Below are 18,366 nucleotides of genomic sequence, written 5' to 3'. Positions count from 1 at the left end.
TCGAGGCTTTTTTGTTCAAATTAAACTTTTGTCCCATTGTAAGTTTTCGTTAAAAGCGTACCGTTTAAGCCACTATAACGTTAAATTTATTTAAGTATGAAAGGCGTCTTTACTCACTTGCTCATTACTATCAGTGTTTTTCTTAGCCTTGCACTTAATGCTCACGCTCAGATTGATGCGCCCGCCTTTCAATCTTTCAATAAAGAGAGTGGGATTGCTCACGTCTCCATTGCTGACATTGCAGAAGACAAATACGGCTTTCTATGGCTCGCATCACAGTCTGGCATTGATAAGTTCGACGGCTATACTTTTTCTAATTTTGGTATGTGGGGTGAAGACAAAGCCTCAGGTTTACAGACTCTCCTAGCACTACAGATAGAAGCGAGTAAAGATGGCCAATATATGTGGATCGGCACATTTAGTGGTTTAAGCCGCCTTAATGTAGATACCGAAATGTTTGAACACTATAAGCTTCCAGCATCGTCTTCACTCACTAAACACGTTATTAACCGTATCAAAAGAACTGAAGATGGAAAACTCTGGATTATCTCAGAACGTGACCTTTATACATACAATGAAGAAACGGACAGTGTAGAACTTGTAAGCTATCTAGCAGATACGACTAGCACGCTTACTGATGTTGCACTTTTAGGTAAAACCCTTTACGTAGCATCTACCGCTGGCCTTTTCAAATTTGACCCGATTAAGAAGAAATTAGAGTCAGCCGCGACGGAGAAAATCAATATAACAAGGTTGGCCGTAGCCGAGCGCTCAACGCTGTTTTTGGGCACAGCCACTCGTGGCGTCTGTCTTTATAACCCAAGTCGTAAAAGCGAGAAGATTACAGCTCAATGTACTTCAGAAGTGCATGGGTTGTCTGACAATTATGTGACAGACATTATGCTTAGCGCTAAGGGCGACGTTTGGGTTGGCACTGAAAGTGGACTCAATCTATTGACCTCTTTTGGCTCCTACACGGTAGTGGAAATTCCACTGTCAGAAAAAGAGGCTGGCAATGAGCGAGTCTCAAGTATTTTTCAAGGTCGAACAGGCCTAGTTGTCGTGGGAACCAAAGATGATGGTTTTGCCATTGGTAATCCGGGGTTAAGCCACTTTCAGTCAAGAGAAGTAGGTGACGGACGCATCATCGGATCCATGACAAGTTATAAGGACAATAAAGTCTGGGTTACCAATGAAAAGGGGCTGTGGCTTTTCGACACCGTTGAAAACAGCTATGAAGGTCCCTTCACATCAAGCGATGCTAGAGAAAGTGATGATATATCGAGCGATAAGCTTCTGGGTCTTGTTTATGATGAAAAGAGAGACAACCTTTGGGTCGCAACTCGCTCTGGGCTTGCAAGACTTAATAAGCAGACCAGCCAGCTAGATATTGTGGCTATGCAAGGTAAAGCTGGATACAGTGTTAACGTAGATGCCGACGGTGATATTTGGTTCGGCGGCTATAGTGATGGCGTATTCGTTTTTCGGCCATCCGAAGGAAGAATAATAAAGCAGTGGCCTATGTCATTAACCACCCGAATTTTAATGGAAGATAAAGAAAACGCTTGGCTCAGTACGGTTTCTGGACTGCACCTTGCCAACAAACTTACCGGGGAAATAGCCAGCGTTAGCCAATATACTGACAAAATTACTGATAAAACCGTTGTCACTTGGATCTCTCGCTCGAAACGCGGTGGCTACTGGGTTGGCACTCAGGCGGCAGGCTTATTTTTCGTCACCAAAGACGGCAATGATTTATCCTCCATCAAGGTCACACAATTGAAGCGAGAGAGCAGGTTAAGCAATATTTCGATCGGCGCAATAATAGAAGACGATGAGTATGGACTATGGATATCAACGATCGAGGGCATAACCTATATCGCGCCAAACCTTTCTTCCCTCTCCTACTATGGCGCTGAGCATGGCGTATTGACAACGGGCTATTACATTGGCTCAGTGGCTCTGACACAAAATAACACCATTCTTTTTGGCGGCGCAGAGGGGCTCACACTTTTTAATCCATTAAATGTGGTCAGTACAAAATGGGATCCAAGTATCCATCTTACAAAAATAGAGGTAGTAAGTAAGGAGCAAGAGAGCGGTAAGACGTTTCAGCAAAAAGTAAGCTTAGGTAGTACTGTGAGTCTTGACCACAATGACATTGCACTATCTATTGAATTTGCAGCATTGAATTACATCAATGCAAACGAACTCCGCTATGCTTACAAACTTGCCGACTTTGAAAACAGTTGGCGCTTTACCGACGCCAAAAACCGAGTAGCGACCTATACAAACCTAGATCCGGGTCGATACCGATTTACGGTAAAAGCCATTAATAAAGAGAATGAATGGAGCAGTAACGAAGCACAAATTGAGGTTATTGTTGTACCGCCGTGGTGGGACAAACCGATATGGCGAACGGTATTCCTGCTCACCATTATTTTACTCTTGTCCTCTGCCGTCTGGTTCAGAATTAGGACATTAAAAAAACGCTCGGCCGAACTCGCGCTAAAGGTGGAAGAAAAAACAAAAGACTTAGAGGAAGCGGTTGAAAAGCTTACCCTACTCTCTACTCAGGATACGCTGACCGGCCTGAAAAATCGCCGTTACTTTTCACAGCGCGCAAGTGCTCAATGGCATGAATACAAACGACACAACCACACGTTCTCTCTACTCATTATTGATATCGATCATTTCAAGCGCATCAATGATAACTACGGTCATCAAGCTGGAGATATCGTACTGACGAAGGTGGCGCGAATTCTCGAAGATAACCTTCGCGAGAGCGATGTAATCTCTAGGTGGGGCGGTGAAGAATTTCTGATATTACTTCCCTCTTTAAGCCTAAAGGAAGCCTACTGGGTTGCTGAAAAATTACGTAAATGTATAGCCGAGACAAGCATTGCTATTTCTCGTAATGAAATCAGCGTGTCTATTACGTGCGGCGTCGCTGATATTACCGACTACGATAGCATTGAAGCCTGTATTTACGCGGTTGATAAAAAACTGTACCGGGGTAAAGAGTCTGGACGAAATGCTGTAATCAAATAAGCGCTAACGTCAACTAACACTCTACCGCGGGCAGAACACAGCCCTACTATCCTCTTTTTTATGGCAAGGCTGATGTCGTCAATCTCTTCATCATGCATTTAACCGCTCTTATTGATCGCTTTACGCATGTGACCACTATCCATCTGTGAATTCACATTTAATAACGATTCGCTTATCGAATTGAAAGGAGTATCAAATAATGGCTAATGTATTAGTAATCGGCGCATCAGGACAAATTGGTAAACAGGCAACCGTAAAATTGTTAGATGCGGGGCATAAAGTACTAGCCCCAGTAAGAAGCCCTGATAAATTATCAGATATAGAAAATGATAATCTCACTGTTGTTGAGCAAAATTTGGAAGACGATTTTTCAGCGCATTTTGACGGTGCTGACGTTGTCGTATTTACCGCTGGGTCTGGCGGAAACACGGGCGCAGAGAAGACTATCATGATAGACCTGTGGGCGGCACGAAATGCAGTTAACTATGCCAAGGATGCAGGTACACCTAAATTTGTAATGGTGAGTTCAATTGGTGCGGGTGATCCAGATGCGGTTTCTTCGGAAATTAAGCCCTATTTAGTCGCTAAACACATGGCAGACGAGCACTTAATTAATAGCGGTTTGCATCACGTTATTTTACGTCCTGGCACGTTATTGAATGAACCTGGAACACACCTGGTTCGCACCGATATGCCTGATAATAAAGACGATGCCGTTATTCCAAGGGAGGACGTTGCTACCGCCATTGTAGAAAGTGTTGCAAGGGAAAGTAGTGATAACTTCATCACCTATTTATTTAAAGGTGATACGCCCATTTCTCAGGTTTTCTAGGCTAGCGAAAGTAACTCGCTTAGCTAGGACTAAATTAAAACTAGTTAAGCATTAGGATGAGCGACCTTCTTGTATTATCTAAAGACAAATATAAGAGGGTCGCTGTTTTTGTTTATTCTATCTGTTTTAATACGAGGTTTGATCACAAATAATTAAGTGTGTCAGCCCATTGAAACATTATGGTATCAGCGATTGGCTAACCCAATTTCCATTCTCGTCTTTTTCATGCCACTCACGATTTTGTGGGTTTCCTCGCAAGTTTAAATAATCTACATTTTGTATAGCGAGTAATATGGTACAGAAATGTGAAGGAACCTGCTTAAAGTCCCCTTCAATGTGAAGCGCAGAACCATCATTTCGAGGCGTACCCGGCTCTCCCCAAAAGAATTGCTTTTTTCCCGCATCAGATAACTTGTCCCACTGCTGTTTTACCAAATCATAATCATCATCAGCGGTCATCACTGTCGCATTACATGAAAAACGATACTGCTCTCTGGTCTTCGAAAAATACCAGCACACTTGAGCTTTAGCGTTTTGAGAAAGCTGGTCAAATTTCTCGGAACGAGTATCTGAAATAACAACTAATTGGTCATCGTTTGTTATCCCTCGAAACACCACGGTTCGACAAAAAGGCGCACCGCTTTCCCCCACGGTAGCCAATTGAAAATATCGACTTTCGGGCATACTTCGGGTTTGATGCAAACTTTTCGTTAATCCTTGTCGCCACTGGGGCATGATTACCTCCGACTGCTTGTCGTTAACCGTATGCGTTAGGCCACTTTTTGTTTGCTGGCAAGAGAAAACAAAGTATAAAAATTACGCGTAGTTATCTTTGCTAATTCTTCCACCGATACGCCTTTAAGTTCTGCAATAAACTCGGCAACTTCTACTACGTAACCCGGCTGGTTTTGCTTACCTCTATGAGGGACAGGAGCGAGCCAAGGAGAGTCAGTTTCAATCAATAGCCGCTCTAGAGGGATCGCGCTTACTACGTCCCGTAATTCATTGGCAGAATTGAAGGTCACAATACCAGAGATAGAAATATAAAAATCCATGTCGATTGCTGCTTGTGCCATTTCCAGCGATTCTGTAAAGCAATGTAGTACGCCTCTCGTATGTGGCGCCTTATGCTCTTTCAGCAAATTAATGGTATCTTCCCGCGCATCTCGGGTATGGATAATTAGCGGCTTATTGGTTTCATTCGCCACTTTGATATGATCAACAAATGATGTCAGCTGTACGTCTTTGCTTTCTGGGCTGTAAAAATAATCCAACCCGGTTTCACCTATAGCGACAACTTCTTCACGTTTTGCTTTTTCCAAAAGCACTTCATAACTGCATGCCTCGTCTTGGTGTAATGGGTGAACACCACAAGACACAGAAACATCATCAAAACCACTTACCGCTTCCAACATGCTGTCATAATCGCCCACTGACACGCAGACGCACAAGAAGTGCTCAACACCACGGGCTCTCGCAAAGTTAAGCGTTTCTGCTAGTTCTTGCGGGCTTTGCTTTAATCGGTCTAAATGACAATGAGAATCTACGAACAAACTACACCTATATTTTTGTAGTTAATACCCACGACATAAGATGGTTTCTTATATTGTGTTATTAACGTTGAAATTGTTTGAGTAACCCAAAAAGCACCATGGACTTGTTGACGCCTGCATGCTGAAGCGTTTTGACGGCTTCAACACAGGTTTTGTAACGGTTAAAGTCAACAACTTGCTGGCGCTGCATATAGTCATCATGAGCCATTTGCTGACACCACAATGCAACTTGCTGAGCATTATCCTGCCACTTACTCGCCAGCGTTTGTGCTTGCAAGTTGGCATCCCCGGCTAGCAGCGCCTGGATACCATCGCTGAAATTGCGGTAGCTAAAATCATTATCGCCTGATAATGCTTCTTCCACGCGCAACGGGGCATAGCCATAGGCGGCAAGTAATGCTTCGCTTGCATCTTCTACGCCTTTGGCTTGCAAGTAGTTCAAACTCTCTGATACTGACGGCAGTGGCAATAATTGCCTCTCGCAACGGCTTAGTATTGTAGGCATAAGCTTGTTGATATTGTCAGTTATCAAGAGCAAGAACGTATTATTTGTGGGCTCTTCCAAGGTTTTCAACAGCGCATTAGCTGCCGCCTCAGTCATAGAGCCAGCGCTCGGGATAAGCAACACCTTGTTTCCCCCCATTTGCGCCGTTCCTGAGAGCTTGGCAATTCCTTCGCGAATTTTATCCACGCCGAGCTGTTTCTCACTTTCAAGGATGTGAAAGTCAGGATGATTGCCAGCGTGTCTTAGCTGGCAGCTCTGGCACTGCTCACACGGGCCGTCTGCACCTGGCCGCTTACACAGCAGTGCGTTGGCAAGCCCAATAGCAAGACGGTGCTTACCGATGCCCTCTGGCCCAGTTAAAAGCAATCCATGATGCAGCTTTTTAGCCAGATATCGAGAGAGTAAGGTGGCATAGGTTGCAGTGAACCAAGGCAACATCTGCATTAACCGTCTCCTAACACAGATGTATTTCGCTGGCTAACATCGCCGCTGCATTCGCTAGTTATATAGTGATGAATAACTGCAATAACGTCTTGATGAACCTTGTCCATAGACTGCATAGCACTCACTACTACTATACTTTCATCTTGCTCTGCTAATTCGAGATATTTAGCGCGGGTACGTTCAAAGAACGCTAAACCAGCTTGCTCTATACGGTCTAGCTCGCCACGCCCACGAGCACGTTCTAGGCCCACTGCAGGGTCAACGTCTAGGTACAAAGTCAGGTCTGGCTTGAAACCTTTTAACGCGATATCGCTTATCGCCGTCATCGTTTTTTCACTAACCCCACGACCACCGCCTTGATACGCTTGAGACGATAAATCGTGCCGGTCTCCCACTACCCACGCCCCCGTATCGAGGGACGGCAAAATTTTATTCGTAAGCAGTTGAACACGGGCAGCGTACATTAAAAGTAGCTCCGTCTCTTCACTTACCGTTTCATGCCAATCATGCTTCACACATTCGCGAATGGCTTCGGCCATTGGTGTACCGCCAGGCTCTCGAGTTTGTTCCACGCGCTTTCCGGCTTTTTTTAACGCCTCAACAATCAACCCGATTACAGAGCTTTTACCTGCCCCTTCAAGGCCTTCTACTACAATAAACTTTCCGCGCATGACGTTTTAAACTCTATTTATTTTTCAGTGTTTCGCGATAGATAATGAACGCATTGGTAAATTTCACTGCGTTATCTTTTAAGCTGATATTTTCGCACAGCAGCGTTGTGTTCTTCTAGTGTTGTGGAAAATTGATGACTTCCATCTCCTTTTGCCACAAAGTACAGCGCATCGGTTGATAAGGGATGCAGCGCAGCATGAATAGCAGCTTTACCGGCCATGGCAATCGGCGTTGGCGGCAACCCTTTAATGACATAAGTATTATAGGGTGTAGCGGTACGCAGGTGCTTACGCGTAATATTTCCGTCGAACGTAGGTCCAATACCGTAAATTACGGTGGGATCGGTTTGCAGACGCATATTTCTATTAAGCCTGTTAATAAATACGCCTGCTATCATATCCCGCTCTGACGGCACTGCAGTCTCTTTTTCAATAATACTCGCCAAAATGAGCGCTTCATATGGAGTTTGCAAAGGCAAATCAACAGCACGCTGTTCCCATTCGCTAGTCACATAATCGACCAGTGCACCATGAGCCCGCTTCAAAATTTGGCTAGCCTTGGTACCTTTCGTGAAAAAGTAGGTATCGGCTAAATAAACGCCTTCAGTTTGTTCAACGTTTTCACAACACCACTTTACGTCATTATCATTGGTTATCTCGCGTAACGTAGCATCAGTAATATCAAATTCTAGCTGATTGTTTTGTCTCAACGTATCAAGCCATTGGGTGAGCGTTAGGCCCTCGACTAAACCTACTGCAAACAAATGCTCATCACCTTCGGTAAAAAGGGTAAAGGCATCAACCAGGGATTGACCGGGACGCAACATATAAGAGCCTGATTTAACCAACGTATTACCTGCAAAAAGCTTTAGCCAAACCTTAGCTACAAACGGGGATACCTCACTCAAACCTTCATTACGCAACAGCTTTACCGTTCGATAAGCATTGCTTCCTCGCTCAATAGTTATGAGGGTTTCTTTCTGCAGTTTTAAGGGCTTAGTCACCTTCGAAGATACAAACATAACGCCCGATGCAGCCCCGATGACAGCAAGTAAGCCAAGGGTTAAAAGGAGAATTACTAAGCGCTTCATTATTGCCGCTCTCCTAAATTCACAGGTTTTATTTCCATTTTAAGCTCTCGCTTTTTATGCTTATCATTATTTGGAGTTTGTCGGCGTACCCTGCGCGAGTGCTTTGGGTTAGCGCTTTCCATCATTCAGTCGCTGCTGTAATACTTCAATTGCCTTGTTCTTCACGTCAAAACTGACCATTGAAAAATCGGGCATTCGAAGTTCCCTCACGGGCATTACACCCATTAAAGCATTCGTCATCACGACAGCGCTGGCGCTTTGTAAATGAGAAAGTTGATACTCTCCCACATGTAATTCATGATTATCATTTAGCAATGAATCGATAAGGTATTGCCTCACCACGCCATTTACTCCACTCCCTTTCAGTGAAGGGGTGTACCAGGCATCGTTATAGAAAAAAAACAGATTGCCCGCGCTTGCTTCAATCACATTGTCTTGAGTGTCACACACGATAGCGTCGTCTGCGCCTGCCTCATTCACTTCATGTTTAATCAGGACCTGTTCTAATCTATTCATATGTTTTACGCCCGCGAGCAGCGGTTGAATGGCCAACCGAGTTTGAGCGCATATAACAGATAAACCTTTCCGCAACATAGCGTCATAATGACCGGGAAAAGGATGCTGACTAAATCTGACCTGAACCACACTGTCTTCGCTTCGCGCATACCCTCTGCCCGCCTGTCCACCTGAAATGTGCACTTTTAAGACGTATTTAGATTCCAAATCGTTACATGACGATGTGGCGATATGATCTATATGCTCAGAAATAGCGACGTCCAGGGCTTTGATATCAATATCAAGTTTAATTGCTGCGGCGTCGTGCTTTAACCTAGATAAATGATAAGGCTTTAGCTCTGCTTTATTGCGATGGACCAACAATGTGGTAAACACACCGTCTCCGTAATTAAATGCCCGGTCACTGGATGAAATAGGCGTAGCATTTGGAATAATTATCAATGCTTGGTCTTACTTGCTGATTTACTGATTAGGAGGAGTATACCAAGTTGCGTTGGTCAAACAACTTATAGCGCTATTCAGCATAGGCTTATCATTGCATTTCAACACCTGATAACCGTTTAACCCATTTAACTAGATTAATAATCAAACAACTAGGAGAGTTTAGGAAGCCTTGTGATTGTCCATCGCTAATACCAGTCCGCATAGATAATTTCACTTCGCTTACAGCGAATTTTTGCTGCTGGGGTTTATTGATGTGCGAAATTAAGTAATGAGAATATAAGAAAAAGGCAGCGGTTAGCTGCCTTTTGAAAATAACATCTATGCTTTCGCTAGATCTAGATTCGTTTGAAAACCAACGAACCATTGGTACCGCCAAAGCCGAATGAATTACATAGCGCGTAATCTTCATTGAAGGCTTTCGCTTTGTTTGCGACAAAATCTAAGTCGCACCCTTCGCCTGGTTCATCTAGATTGATAGTTGGCGGCGCCATTTTGTCACGCAATGCTAATATAGTAAAAATTGCCTCTACTGAACCAGCAGCACCTAGTAGGTGGCCTGTCATTGATTTGGTAGAACTTACCAGTAGCTTGTAAGCATGCTCATTAAAAACACGCTTAACTGCCGCAACTTCAGCAATATCGCCGGCTGGGGTTGATGTACCGTGAGCGTTCACGTAACCAATGAGGTTCGCATCTACGTTTGCGTCATTGATAGCATTTTGCATTGACGCTGCTGCGCCCTCACCATCTTCTGGTGGTGATGTCATGTGATATGCGTCGCCGCTCATACCGAAACCAACAAGCTCAGCATAAATATGCGCGCCACGGGCTTTCGCTGCCTCGTATTCTTCCAGCATGATAACACCAGCGCCCTCGCCCATAACAAAACCATCGCGGTCTTTATCCCATGGACGACTTGCAGCCTGAGGATTGTCATTGCGAGAAGACAACGCGCGCGCTGCTGCAAAGCCTGCCATTCCTAACGGTGTGATAGAGGCTTCAGCACCGCCAGCTAACATAGCATCTGCATCGCCGTAAGCGATAGTTCTTGCGGCAATACCAATGTTGTGAACGCCTGTAGTACATGCAGTCACAACGTTTAAATTCGGTCCTTTCAACCCTTCCATGATAGACAAGAAGCCTGAGATCATATTGGTAATGGTTGAAGGTACAAAAAATGGCGATACGCGCTTAGGACCGCTATTTGTCAGCTTTAAATGGTTTTGTTCAATTTGTTCTAAACCACCGATACCTGAGCCAATAGCAACACCAACACGGTGAGCATTATCTTTAGAAACACTGAAACCAGAATCGACCAGCGCTTGCTTGCCAGCTGCAATACCCAACTGGATAAAGCGGTCCATTTTTTTGGTTTCTTTCTTTTCAATGTATTGCTGCGGATCAAAATCATTGATTTGACCTGCGAAACGGGTTGAATAGTTACTACAATCGAAATGGGTGATTTCACCGATGCCGCTCTCGCCCGCGAGCAATTTGCGCCATGTGTCTTCGCTATTAAGACCTAATGGTGAAAGCATTCCAAGACCAGTAACCACTACGCGACGTTTTGTCACAAAAAGCCCTCGCTTTGGAACTAAGGTAGGAGATACAAAAACGGCTCTTAATAAGAGCCGTTTTGTCGCTACTTAAGACTTAAGCGTCTTTGTTAGCGTTGATGTAGTCAATTGCTGATTGAACTGTAGTAATTTTCTCTGCTTCTTCGTCAGGAATTTCAGTATCGAATTCTTCTTCCAAAGCCATTACTAGCTCAACAGTGTCAAGTGAATCAGCGCCTAAATCGTCAACGAATGAAGCTTCTGCTTTTACTTCTTCTTCTTTAACGCCAAGTTGTTCAACGATGATTTTCTTAACGCGTTCTTCAATGTTACTCATAATTCTAGGTTTCCCTTAAAACGTCACTAGATAATAAAAGTGCCGCTAGTTTATTTTGCAAGGTGCATCCTTGCAAGCACCAGTTTAAACAAATTTTCTGGTCAAACCAGCGACATTCGAAATTCGTAAAATACTATTTTTACATCCAAGTTCGGGTAAATACCACCCCAAACTAAGGAAAATTCGCAAAAATTGCGAATTTACCCCATATACATACCACCATTAACATGGATGGTTTCGCCTGTAATATAGGCTGCACCATCGCTCACCAAAAAGGCAACAGTGGCTGCAATTTCATCAGGCTCACCTAAACGGTTAGCCGGAATATCTTTAAAAATGGCGGCTTTTTGGTCATCACTTAGCGCCTTTGTCATATCTGTATCGATAAAACCAGGGGCAACAACGTTGATTGTTATACCACGAGAAGCCACTTCTCTTGCCATAGATTTAGAAAAACCAATGACGCCGGCCTTCGCAGCAGCATAGTTGGCTTGACCAGCGTTACCTGCGCTACCCACTACAGAACCAATATTTACTATGCGCCCAAAGCGTTTCTTCATCATACCGCGAAGTACAGCTTTTGACAGCGTAAATATTGAAGTAAGGTTAGTATCTATAATATCTTGCCACTCGTCATCTTTCATGCGCATTAAAAGATTATCGCGCGTAATGCCTGCATTATTGACCAAAATATCAATCCCACCGTGAGCATCGTTAATCGCTTTCAAGGTGGTATCAACACTTTCCTTGTCGGTAACATTCAGTGCAAACCCTTGACCACCGAACTCAGAAAGATAGTCACTAATTGCTTGTGCGCCATTTTCGCTCGTGGCCGTGCCAATAACCGTTGCGCCTTGTTGTGCTAGCTGTGTGGCAATTGCTTTGCCTATTCCACGGCTAGCTCCGGTTACCAGCGCAATTTTACCGTCTAATTGACTCATTGCGATTCCTTATTATTTTAATGCTTCTACACCGTCAGGTGTATTTACTGCAAGAGACGCTAAGCTCTTATCAATGCGTTTATTAAGACCCGTCAGCACTTTACCCGGGCCAACTTCAATAACGCGCTCTACACCTGCTGCAGCTAAGTATTCCACGGTACGTGTCCACTGTACTGGGCAGTAAAGTTGTCTCACCAGCGCGTTTTTGATTGCATCACCCTGTGTTTCAATGGTGACATCAACATTATTAACAATATTGATTGCAGGCTCGTGAACATTTAAAGAAGAAAGCGCTTCTTCGAGTTTATCCGCGGCCGGTCGCATTAGCTCACAGTGAGAGGGCACACTTACCGCAAGCGGCAGTGCGCGTTTAGCGCCCGCTTCTTTACACGCGTTGGCAGCTTGTTCTGCCGCGTTTTTCTCACCAGCGATCACAACCTGCCCCGGTGAATTAAAGTTAACAGGTGCAACAACGTCACCAGTGGCAATGGCTGTCTGCTGACAAATATCTGCAATTTCAGCATCATCCAAACCGATAATGGCATACATAGCGCCTGCGCCTGCCGGCACAGCTTCCTGCATATACTTACCGCGTGCTTCTACGAGTTTAATGGCGTCAGAAAAGTCCATCGCGCCACCGCACACTAGCGCTGAATACTCTCCAAGGCTGTGCCCTGCAAGGTAGTCTACGTCTAAACCTTGCTCACGAATTACACGCCAAATTGCAACACTTGCAGCAAGCAACGCTGGCTGAGTAATGTGGGTTTCGTTAAGTTTACCGTCTGTATCGTTTTGGACTAGGTCCCACAGGTCATAACCAAGTGCGTCAGAGGCTTCTTTAAAGGTTGCTTCGATAATCGGAGACGTCTCAGCAAGCTCTTTTAGCATGCCTACGCTTTGAGAGCCTTGCCCCGGAAATACACAAGCTGTCTTTGTCATGTCGATTCCTTGTTATTGTTTTACTAGAAACGAGAATACATCAAAAATTTATGAAGCGATTGCCGAGCTTAATAGCGAACGAGCGCCGATGCCCAAGCAAATCCGCCTCCAAATGCTTCTAGTAATAAATGCTGTCCGCGCTGAATACGCCCGTCTCTGATAGCGGTATCTAATGCTGTTGGCACTGTGGCCGCAGATGTATTACCGTACTGCTCCAATGTAAGCACGACCTGGTCGAGAGACATATTCAGTTTTTTCGCTGTGGCTTTTATAATTCTAAAGTTTGCTTGGTGTGGCACTAACCAGTCAAGATCAGTTTTTTCCATACCGTTAGCAGCAAGGGTTTGCTCTACTACTTCTGAAAGCTTAGTTACCGCAACTTTGAAGACCTCGTTGCCGCGCATAACCCCCCAGTTTTCGTGCACTGATTGCTCATCCCCACGGGTTGGGTTTCCAACGTACAACAAATCTCCGTGAGAACCAGATGCGTTAATGTGGGTCGAGAGAATACCAGGCTCATCGCTTGCTTCTATTATCGTTGCCCCTGCGGCATCACCAAATAGAATAACCATGGTTCTGTCTTCGGGGTTAATCAAACGACTTAAACAGTCAGTACCGACGACAAGAATGCGTTTTGCCATGCCTGACTTTATGTACTGATCGGCTACACTCAGAGCGTAGCAATACCCTGCGCATGCTGCAGCAACATCAAATGCGGGAATACCGTCTAAATCAAGAATGCGTTGAATTTCGCATGCTGTGCTTGGAAGCGCATAGCGACCACTTGTGGTAGCGCACACAATCATGTCGATAGATTTGGGGTCGATACCCGCCATCTCGATGGCTTTTTTACTGGCTTCTGCCCCCATGGTAGCAGCGGTTTCATCTGCTCCAATAATGCGTCGCTCTTTAATCCCAGTACGGTCAGTGATCCATTCATCACTGGTGTCTACCATTAATTCTAGGTCAGCGTTCGTACGCACGTCGCTGGGATAATAGCTACCTGTTCCTATAAAGCGTGAATATTTGCTCAAAGCTGCTCCAACAATACCGTTTCTATCTTTGTCTTTATCTTTTCAGGTAAATGCATCTTTGCTTCTTTCATTGCTTGCACGATGGCGTAATAAAAGGCGTCTTTTTGTGCATTTCCGTGACTCTTGATAACAATGCCGCGCAATCCTATCAGACTCGCACCGTTATACTGGTCGGGGTTCACACTGTTATAGATAGATTTCAGTAATGGGAAAGCAATTTTGGCTAATAATCGGGTATATAAATTCTTTTGTGTTTGACGTTTCACCTCGTTAATCACTAACTTAGCTAACCCTTCGCTAGATTTTAGTGCTACGTTTCCAGTGAAGCCATCGGTAACTACCACGTCCGCATGGTCGGTGAAAATATCATCGCCCTCAACATAACCAATGTAGTTAATGCCAGGCGCGTCTTTGAAAAGCTGGTCGGCAGATTTTACCTGCGCATTACCTTTAATATCTTCTTCACCCACATTGAGCAAAGCAACGCGGGGGGACGCAATGCCAGCAACTTCTTGTGCCAGTACTGACCCCATGACGCCATATTGAAATAGTATTTCAGGCGTACAATTTACATTGGCGCCTAAATCGAGGAGAAATACATTGTGATGCCCTGTGGTAGGCATCATGTTAATAAGCGCGGGTCTATCAATACCAGACAGTGTTTTAAGCAGGTAAAAAGATAGAGTGAGCAGCGCTCCTGTATTGCCTGCACTTACGCACGCATCTGCTTCGCCACTTTCGACAAGCTCAATAACGCGGCGCATAGAGGAGTCTTTTTTATTTCTGAGCGCTGATGTCGGCGCTTCGCCCATTTCAACAACTTGCGAGCAGTGTTTTACAGAAACACGACGTCGCTCTGTATCAGAAAGAGGTTGAAGACCTGAATGAATAATTTCTTCGTCACCGCACAATGTAAAGTGCACATCGGGGTGAAGTTGGATAGCCTTGACGGCTGCAGAAAGGATAACAGGGGGACCATGATCGCCCCCCATGATATCTAACGCGATGGTTAGTGTAGACAAAATGTAGTCGCCGTATTACGCGCCGATTACTTTCTTGCCTTTATAATAACCGTCAGCAGTCACGTGGTGACGACGGTGAGTCTCGCCTGACGTTGAATCGACAGACAAAGTCGCGCCTGTCAATGCATCGTGTGAGCGACGCATACCGCGCTTAGAACGCGTTTTACGATTTTGTTGTACTGCCATAACTTACTCCTGGTCTCGCTTAAGTTCTTTCAAAACCGCGAAAGGGTTTTGTCGCTCTTGTTCCGGTTCAATCTTTCCAAACGACATGTCGTCTCGCTTTACCGTACACTCCGACTCTGCATGAAGGGGTACAATTGGCAAAGATAACAGTAGTTCGTCTTCAAAAATTTGAAGCAGACTAACTTCTCCGTGGTCGTTGACCTCTACCGGTTCGTAAGCCTCGGGAATGATGTCGTCGCTTTCCTGCTCTTCTCCCTGCACTGGAGTAAAACAGAATTCCGCTTCCACGGGATAATCAAGTTCACCATTACACCTTTGACAGATAAGTGTTACCTGCGTGGCTAGGCGGCCGTGAAAAACAGTAAGACCCTGCGCGTCTTTTTCGAACTGTACTTCTGCGTCCACATAGTCGTTGCATCGGACAACTGCTTCACTCAATCGTTCCATATCTTTAGACGCAATCACGCCCCGATAATCGGAACGTTTCATGGCGCTTTTAGTCGGTTCAACCGAATGAGGGAGTTTCACTTTCTGCATAGGGCGCGCATGATAAAGGGTCAACCCCTTCCTGTCAAAGCATAATTGCGTTTTAACTTACAATAAAAGGCTGTATATATCGAGCAATGATAATGTACCATCTCAGTATAACGCGTCGGTAAAAACACCGAATAACACATGTTCTGCAACATATTGATTTCAGTACAAGGAGTTTTTGTGGCTCATCTGGTTCTAGCTTCCTCTTCTCAATACCGAAAAATGCTGCTTGCCAATATTGGTATTCAGGTAGATACATATGCTCCGGATATTGATGAAACGCCCTTATGTAATGAAAGCCCCACTGAATTGAGTATGCGTCTTGCAGAAGCGAAAGCGCGCAAGGTAGCGGCTGAATGCAATTCTTTAGATAGCGATGTCATCGTTATCGGTAGTGATCAAGTCGCGCTCGTACAAACAGACATTGGACCCCAGTTGCTAGGGAAACCAGGTAGCTCAGATAAGGCTGTGGAGCAGCTAATGTCGTGCCAAGGTAAGCAAGTTTCATTTTATACCGCCCTTTGTTTGCATCAGCCCGAAACGAATAAAACGATTACACAGGTGGATGAAACACGGGTATTTTTCCGACACAACAGTGAAAAAGCCATTCGCGCTTACATAGAAAAAGAACAACCTTTAGATTGTGCGGGCAGCTTCAAAAGCGAAGGGTTAGGTATTTTACTGTTTGAGAAAATTGAAAGCCGAGATCCTAACAGTTTAATAGGGCTTCCTATTATGCTGTTAAATGAATTACTCGGCGCACACTTCAACGTTGACTTGCTAGAGGTAGCTGCGCGTTAAAAAGCGCTAATTAAAAAGTGCGGCTTCCAACTCACTTACAGAATGAACTAGCGCCACGGGTGACAACGCTTCTAAGTGCACCTGCGCATGCACGCCGTATGACACCCCTATTCTGTCCATACCAATGGTTTTGGCCATTTGCATGTCGTAGGTGGTATCGCCAATCATAACTGCATCGCTTATTTCAAATCCAAGCTCATCTAAAAGCTGCAACAGCATATCAGGCGAAGGCTTTGACTCGGCCTCGTCGGCGGTTCTTGATGCACTAAAGAAGCTGCCTGTATTGGTTTGCGCCCAAGCTCGGTCAAGGCCGCGGCGTGCTTTTCCTGTAGCAACTGCCAACGTACAACCAGCTTCCTTTAAACTGGCCAATAGTGGATTAACACCATCGAACAACGGACAAGGCGTGGTATCACGGGTCACAAATGCATCTTTGTAAGCAGCAACTAGCTGCTCCGCTAATTTGTCATCTTCAATGTTGAACAGCTTTTTGATAGCCGGTTTTAGGCTTATACCAATAATATGCCCAACTTCGTCATAAGTTGGAATTGGCATACCGCACTGCGTTGCGGCTATTTGCATACAGCTTACTATTTTTGCCGCCGAGTCCATTAAGGTCCCATCCCAATCAAAAATAACTAACTTATATCGGGGCTGCTTTTCGTTTAACGAGGTAGAGGACCGCACAGCGGCTTCGTGAGCTTTCGATTCCATAACGACTAAAGTGCTTTAAGTGTGTTTACAAGAGTATCGTCTAACGGTGCAGTAAACGTAACGCGTTCTTCCGTTGCCGGGTGCAACAGAGAAATACTGCGAGCGTGAAGAAATAGTCTGTTCAATCCTTTTTGACGCATGGCTGCATCAAAATCCGCGTCACCGTATTTTGGATCACCCGCAATTGGATGCCCTGCATGCAAGCAATGCACTCGTATCTGATGGGTCCTGCCTGTAATTGGCGATGCCTCAACAAGGGTGGCACCCGCATATTTTTCTAATATGCGGTAGCGAGTTTCAGACGGCTTACCATCGTCACTCACACTGACCATGCGCTCACCAGATTGCAGCACGTTTTTGCGAAGGGGCGCTTTAACTTTAAATCTGCTTTCTGGCCACTCTCCTGCCACTAGTGCATTGTAGCGCTTGTCCATCTTACCTGTGCGCAGTTGCTCGTGCATATGGCGAAGTGCAGAACGCTTTTTTGCTATTAATATACACCCAGAGGTATCTCTATCTAACCGGTGGACCAGCTCCATAAATTTGGCATCCGGACGCAACGCTCTCAACCCCTCAATAAGCCCGAAGCTTAACCCGCTTCCGCCATGAACCGCTGTTCCTGATGGCTTGTTGATAACAAGGAGACGATCATCTTCAAACAAGATGTGCGATTCTAACGATGCGATTTTATCAAGCTTTGGCGAGGGTGCAGGCGCGCCTTCCGACACGCGAACCGGTGGAATTCTGATTAGGTCGTCAGCCTGAAGCTTATATTCAGGCTTTACTCGACCTTTATTTACTCGCACTTCGCCTTTACGCAGAATGCGATAAATCATGCTTTTTGGCACACCTTTCAGCTGCGTGCGCAAAAAATTGTCGATACGTTGCCCAGCCAAGTCGGCCTCAACGGTTACGAAACGTACTTTTTGGAGAGATTCTTCTTTCATTCGCTCAGTATACCTCAATGCTATTTCTCTCGGCTAACTGAAAGTCACAAAATATCGAAAATAACCCTTTTCGCTTTAATTTTGAGCAAAGTACTAGTTTCGTGCGCAGACCAGTAAGAGATATAAAAGATATACACAATTTATTCACTTGCTTTCCTTGCTAAAAACGGGGTTTTGGTGCGATACTTAACGGCGTTTTTGGCACGGAATAATTCACACTATAATTTTTGGTAGCAGGCGGTTTCTCC

19 protein-coding genes are annotated in these 18,366 nt (G+C 44.9%); 3 read left to right on the top strand and 16 right to left on the bottom strand.

The features are described from left to right. Window positions 1–117 precede the first annotated feature (117 nt). Both C6Y39_RS09690 and C6Y39_RS09685 read left to right on the top strand, forming a co-directional pair. Window positions 118–3,051 carry a ligand-binding sensor domain-containing diguanylate cyclase gene (locus C6Y39_RS09690; RefSeq protein WP_240618857.1) on the top strand — a complete coding sequence of 978 codons (2,934 nt, stop codon included), beginning with the start codon at window positions 118–120 and terminating at the stop codon, window positions 3,049–3,051. A gap of 199 nt (window positions 3,052–3,250) precedes the next feature. Next, window positions 3,251–3,883: an SDR family oxidoreductase gene (locus C6Y39_RS09685; RefSeq protein ID WP_105931057.1), complete on the top strand. Its 633-nt coding sequence runs from the start codon at window positions 3,251–3,253 to the stop codon at window positions 3,881–3,883. A gap of 177 nt (window positions 3,884–4,060) precedes the next feature. Here the strand turns inward: C6Y39_RS09685 and C6Y39_RS09680 are convergent, their stop codons facing one another. From C6Y39_RS09680 to yceD, 14 genes are all read right to left on the bottom strand, one after another. After that, the gene (locus tag C6Y39_RS09680; protein ID WP_105931056.1) at window positions 4,061–4,618 is read right to left on the bottom strand and encodes a pyridoxamine 5'-phosphate oxidase family protein; all 558 of its coding nucleotides are present in this window, start codon (window positions 4,616–4,618) and stop codon (window positions 4,061–4,063) included. A 35-nt stretch (window positions 4,619–4,653) separates the two neighbouring features. Next, window positions 4,654–5,436, bottom strand: coding sequence for a TatD family hydrolase (locus C6Y39_RS09675; RefSeq protein WP_105931055.1), 783 nt, complete (start codon window positions 5,434–5,436; stop codon window positions 4,654–4,656). A 61-nt stretch (window positions 5,437–5,497) separates the two neighbouring features. Continuing rightward, a complete protein-coding gene (gene holB / locus C6Y39_RS09670; protein ID WP_105931054.1) occupies window positions 5,498–6,385 on the bottom strand; it encodes a DNA polymerase III subunit delta' in 888 nt (295 codons plus the stop codon). Next, a complete protein-coding gene (gene tmk / locus C6Y39_RS09665; RefSeq protein ID WP_105931053.1) occupies window positions 6,385–7,056 on the bottom strand; it encodes a dTMP kinase in 672 nt (223 codons plus the stop codon). Before tmk ends, holB begins: the two co-directional genes overlap by 1 nt. A gap of 71 nt (window positions 7,057–7,127) precedes the next feature. Continuing rightward, complete coding sequence (mltG, locus tag C6Y39_RS09660; protein ID WP_105931052.1) at window positions 7,128–8,147, bottom strand: endolytic transglycosylase MltG; 1,020 nt, start codon at window positions 8,145–8,147, stop codon at window positions 7,128–7,130. Between the two features lie 108 nt (window positions 8,148–8,255). Further along, a complete protein-coding gene (pabC, locus tag C6Y39_RS09655; protein ID WP_105931051.1) occupies window positions 8,256–9,104 on the bottom strand; it encodes an aminodeoxychorismate lyase in 849 nt (282 codons plus the stop codon). 338 nt (window positions 9,105–9,442) lie between these two features. Further along, the gene (fabF, locus tag C6Y39_RS09645) at window positions 9,443–10,681 is read right to left on the bottom strand and encodes a beta-ketoacyl-ACP synthase II (RefSeq protein ID WP_105931049.1); all 1,239 of its coding nucleotides are present in this window, start codon (window positions 10,679–10,681) and stop codon (window positions 9,443–9,445) included. Between the two features lie 79 nt (window positions 10,682–10,760). Continuing rightward, entirely contained in the window at window positions 10,761–11,000 is a 240-nt protein-coding gene (acpP, locus tag C6Y39_RS09640; protein WP_012518211.1) for an acyl carrier protein, read from the bottom strand. Between the two features lie 200 nt (window positions 11,001–11,200). Further along, complete coding sequence (fabG, locus tag C6Y39_RS09635; protein ID WP_105931048.1) at window positions 11,201–11,941, bottom strand: 3-oxoacyl-ACP reductase FabG; 741 nt, start codon at window positions 11,939–11,941, stop codon at window positions 11,201–11,203. A gap of 12 nt (window positions 11,942–11,953) precedes the next feature. Further along, window positions 11,954–12,880 (bottom strand): ACP S-malonyltransferase, encoded by a 927-nt coding sequence (gene fabD, locus C6Y39_RS09630; RefSeq protein ID WP_105931047.1) that lies wholly within the window; start codon window positions 12,878–12,880, stop codon window positions 11,954–11,956. 68 nt (window positions 12,881–12,948) lie between these two features. Further along, window positions 12,949–13,914 (bottom strand): beta-ketoacyl-ACP synthase III, encoded by a 966-nt coding sequence (locus tag C6Y39_RS09625; protein ID WP_105931046.1) that lies wholly within the window; start codon window positions 13,912–13,914, stop codon window positions 12,949–12,951. Next, window positions 13,911–14,936 carry a phosphate acyltransferase PlsX gene (gene plsX / locus C6Y39_RS09620; RefSeq protein ID WP_105931045.1) on the bottom strand — a complete coding sequence of 342 codons (1,026 nt, stop codon included), beginning with the start codon at window positions 14,934–14,936 and terminating at the stop codon, window positions 13,911–13,913. Before plsX ends, C6Y39_RS09625 begins: the two co-directional genes overlap by 4 nt. Window positions 14,937–14,951: 15 nt before the next feature. Continuing rightward, window positions 14,952–15,122, bottom strand: coding sequence for a 50S ribosomal protein L32 (gene rpmF / locus C6Y39_RS09615; RefSeq protein WP_012518206.1), 171 nt, complete (start codon window positions 15,120–15,122; stop codon window positions 14,952–14,954). A gap of 3 nt (window positions 15,123–15,125) precedes the next feature. Beyond that, on the bottom strand, window positions 15,126–15,659 hold the full coding sequence (gene yceD / locus C6Y39_RS09610) for a 23S rRNA accumulation protein YceD (RefSeq protein ID WP_105931044.1): 534 nt from the start codon (window positions 15,657–15,659) through the stop codon (window positions 15,126–15,128). Window positions 15,660–15,836: 177 nt separating this feature from the next. Between yceD and C6Y39_RS09605 the strand changes: the two genes are divergently transcribed. Then, window positions 15,837–16,457: a Maf family protein gene (locus tag C6Y39_RS09605; protein ID WP_105931043.1), complete on the top strand. Its 621-nt coding sequence runs from the start codon at window positions 15,837–15,839 to the stop codon at window positions 16,455–16,457. Window positions 16,458–16,463: 6 nt separating this feature from the next. Here C6Y39_RS09605 and C6Y39_RS09600 read toward each other — a convergent pair whose 3' ends face one another. Together C6Y39_RS09600 and rluC are read right to left on the bottom strand one after the other, a co-directional pair. Continuing rightward, the gene (locus C6Y39_RS09600) at window positions 16,464–17,171 is read right to left on the bottom strand and encodes an HAD-IA family hydrolase (protein ID WP_105931042.1); all 708 of its coding nucleotides are present in this window, start codon (window positions 17,169–17,171) and stop codon (window positions 16,464–16,466) included. Window positions 17,172–17,176: 5 nt separating this feature from the next. Continuing rightward, window positions 17,177–18,118, bottom strand: coding sequence for a 23S rRNA pseudouridine(955/2504/2580) synthase RluC (gene rluC / locus C6Y39_RS09595; RefSeq protein WP_105931041.1), 942 nt, complete (start codon window positions 18,116–18,118; stop codon window positions 17,177–17,179). Window positions 18,119–18,366: the final 248 nt, after the last annotated feature.

It is taken from the genome of Alteromonas gracilis, from assembly GCF_002993325.1.
Lineage (GTDB): Bacteria > Pseudomonadota > Gammaproteobacteria > Enterobacterales > Alteromonadaceae > Alteromonas > Alteromonas gracilis.
The sequence above is the reverse complement of the archived record's forward strand: the minus strand, read 5'-3'. Positions and strand labels throughout refer to the sequence as shown.

Excerpts from the sequence above, each read along its gene's own strand:
- C6Y39_RS09685 (WP_105931057.1), top strand. The coding sequence starts at position 3,251 with ATGGCTAATGTATTAGTAATCGGCGCATCAGGACAAATTGGTAAACAG.
- C6Y39_RS09680 (WP_105931056.1), bottom strand. The coding sequence starts at position 4,618 with ATGCCCCAGTGGCGACAAGGATTAACGAAAAGTTTGCATCAAACCCGA.
- holB (WP_105931054.1), bottom strand. The coding sequence starts at position 6,385 with ATGCAGATGTTGCCTTGGTTCACTGCAACCTATGCCACCTTACTCTCT.
- tmk (WP_105931053.1), bottom strand. The coding sequence starts at position 7,056 with ATGCGCGGAAAGTTTATTGTAGTAGAAGGCCTTGAAGGGGCAGGTAAA.
- mltG (WP_105931052.1), bottom strand. The coding sequence starts at position 8,147 with ATGAAGCGCTTAGTAATTCTCCTTTTAACCCTTGGCTTACTTGCTGTC.
- acpP (WP_012518211.1), bottom strand. The coding sequence starts at position 11,000 with ATGAGTAACATTGAAGAACGCGTTAAGAAAATCATCGTTGAACAACTT.
- fabG (WP_105931048.1), bottom strand. The coding sequence starts at position 11,941 with ATGAGTCAATTAGACGGTAAAATTGCGCTGGTAACCGGAGCTAGCCGT.
- fabD (WP_105931047.1), bottom strand. The coding sequence starts at position 12,880 with ATGACAAAGACAGCTTGTGTATTTCCGGGGCAAGGCTCTCAAAGCGTA.
- rpmF (WP_012518206.1), bottom strand. The coding sequence starts at position 15,122 with ATGGCAGTACAACAAAATCGTAAAACGCGTTCTAAGCGCGGTATGCGT.
- yceD (WP_105931044.1), bottom strand. The coding sequence starts at position 15,659 with ATGCAGAAAGTGAAACTCCCTCATTCGGTTGAACCGACTAAAAGCGCC.
- C6Y39_RS09600 (WP_105931042.1), bottom strand. The coding sequence starts at position 17,171 with ATGGAATCGAAAGCTCACGAAGCCGCTGTGCGGTCCTCTACCTCGTTA.
- rluC (WP_105931041.1), bottom strand. The coding sequence starts at position 18,118 with ATGAAAGAAGAATCTCTCCAAAAAGTACGTTTCGTAACCGTTGAGGCC.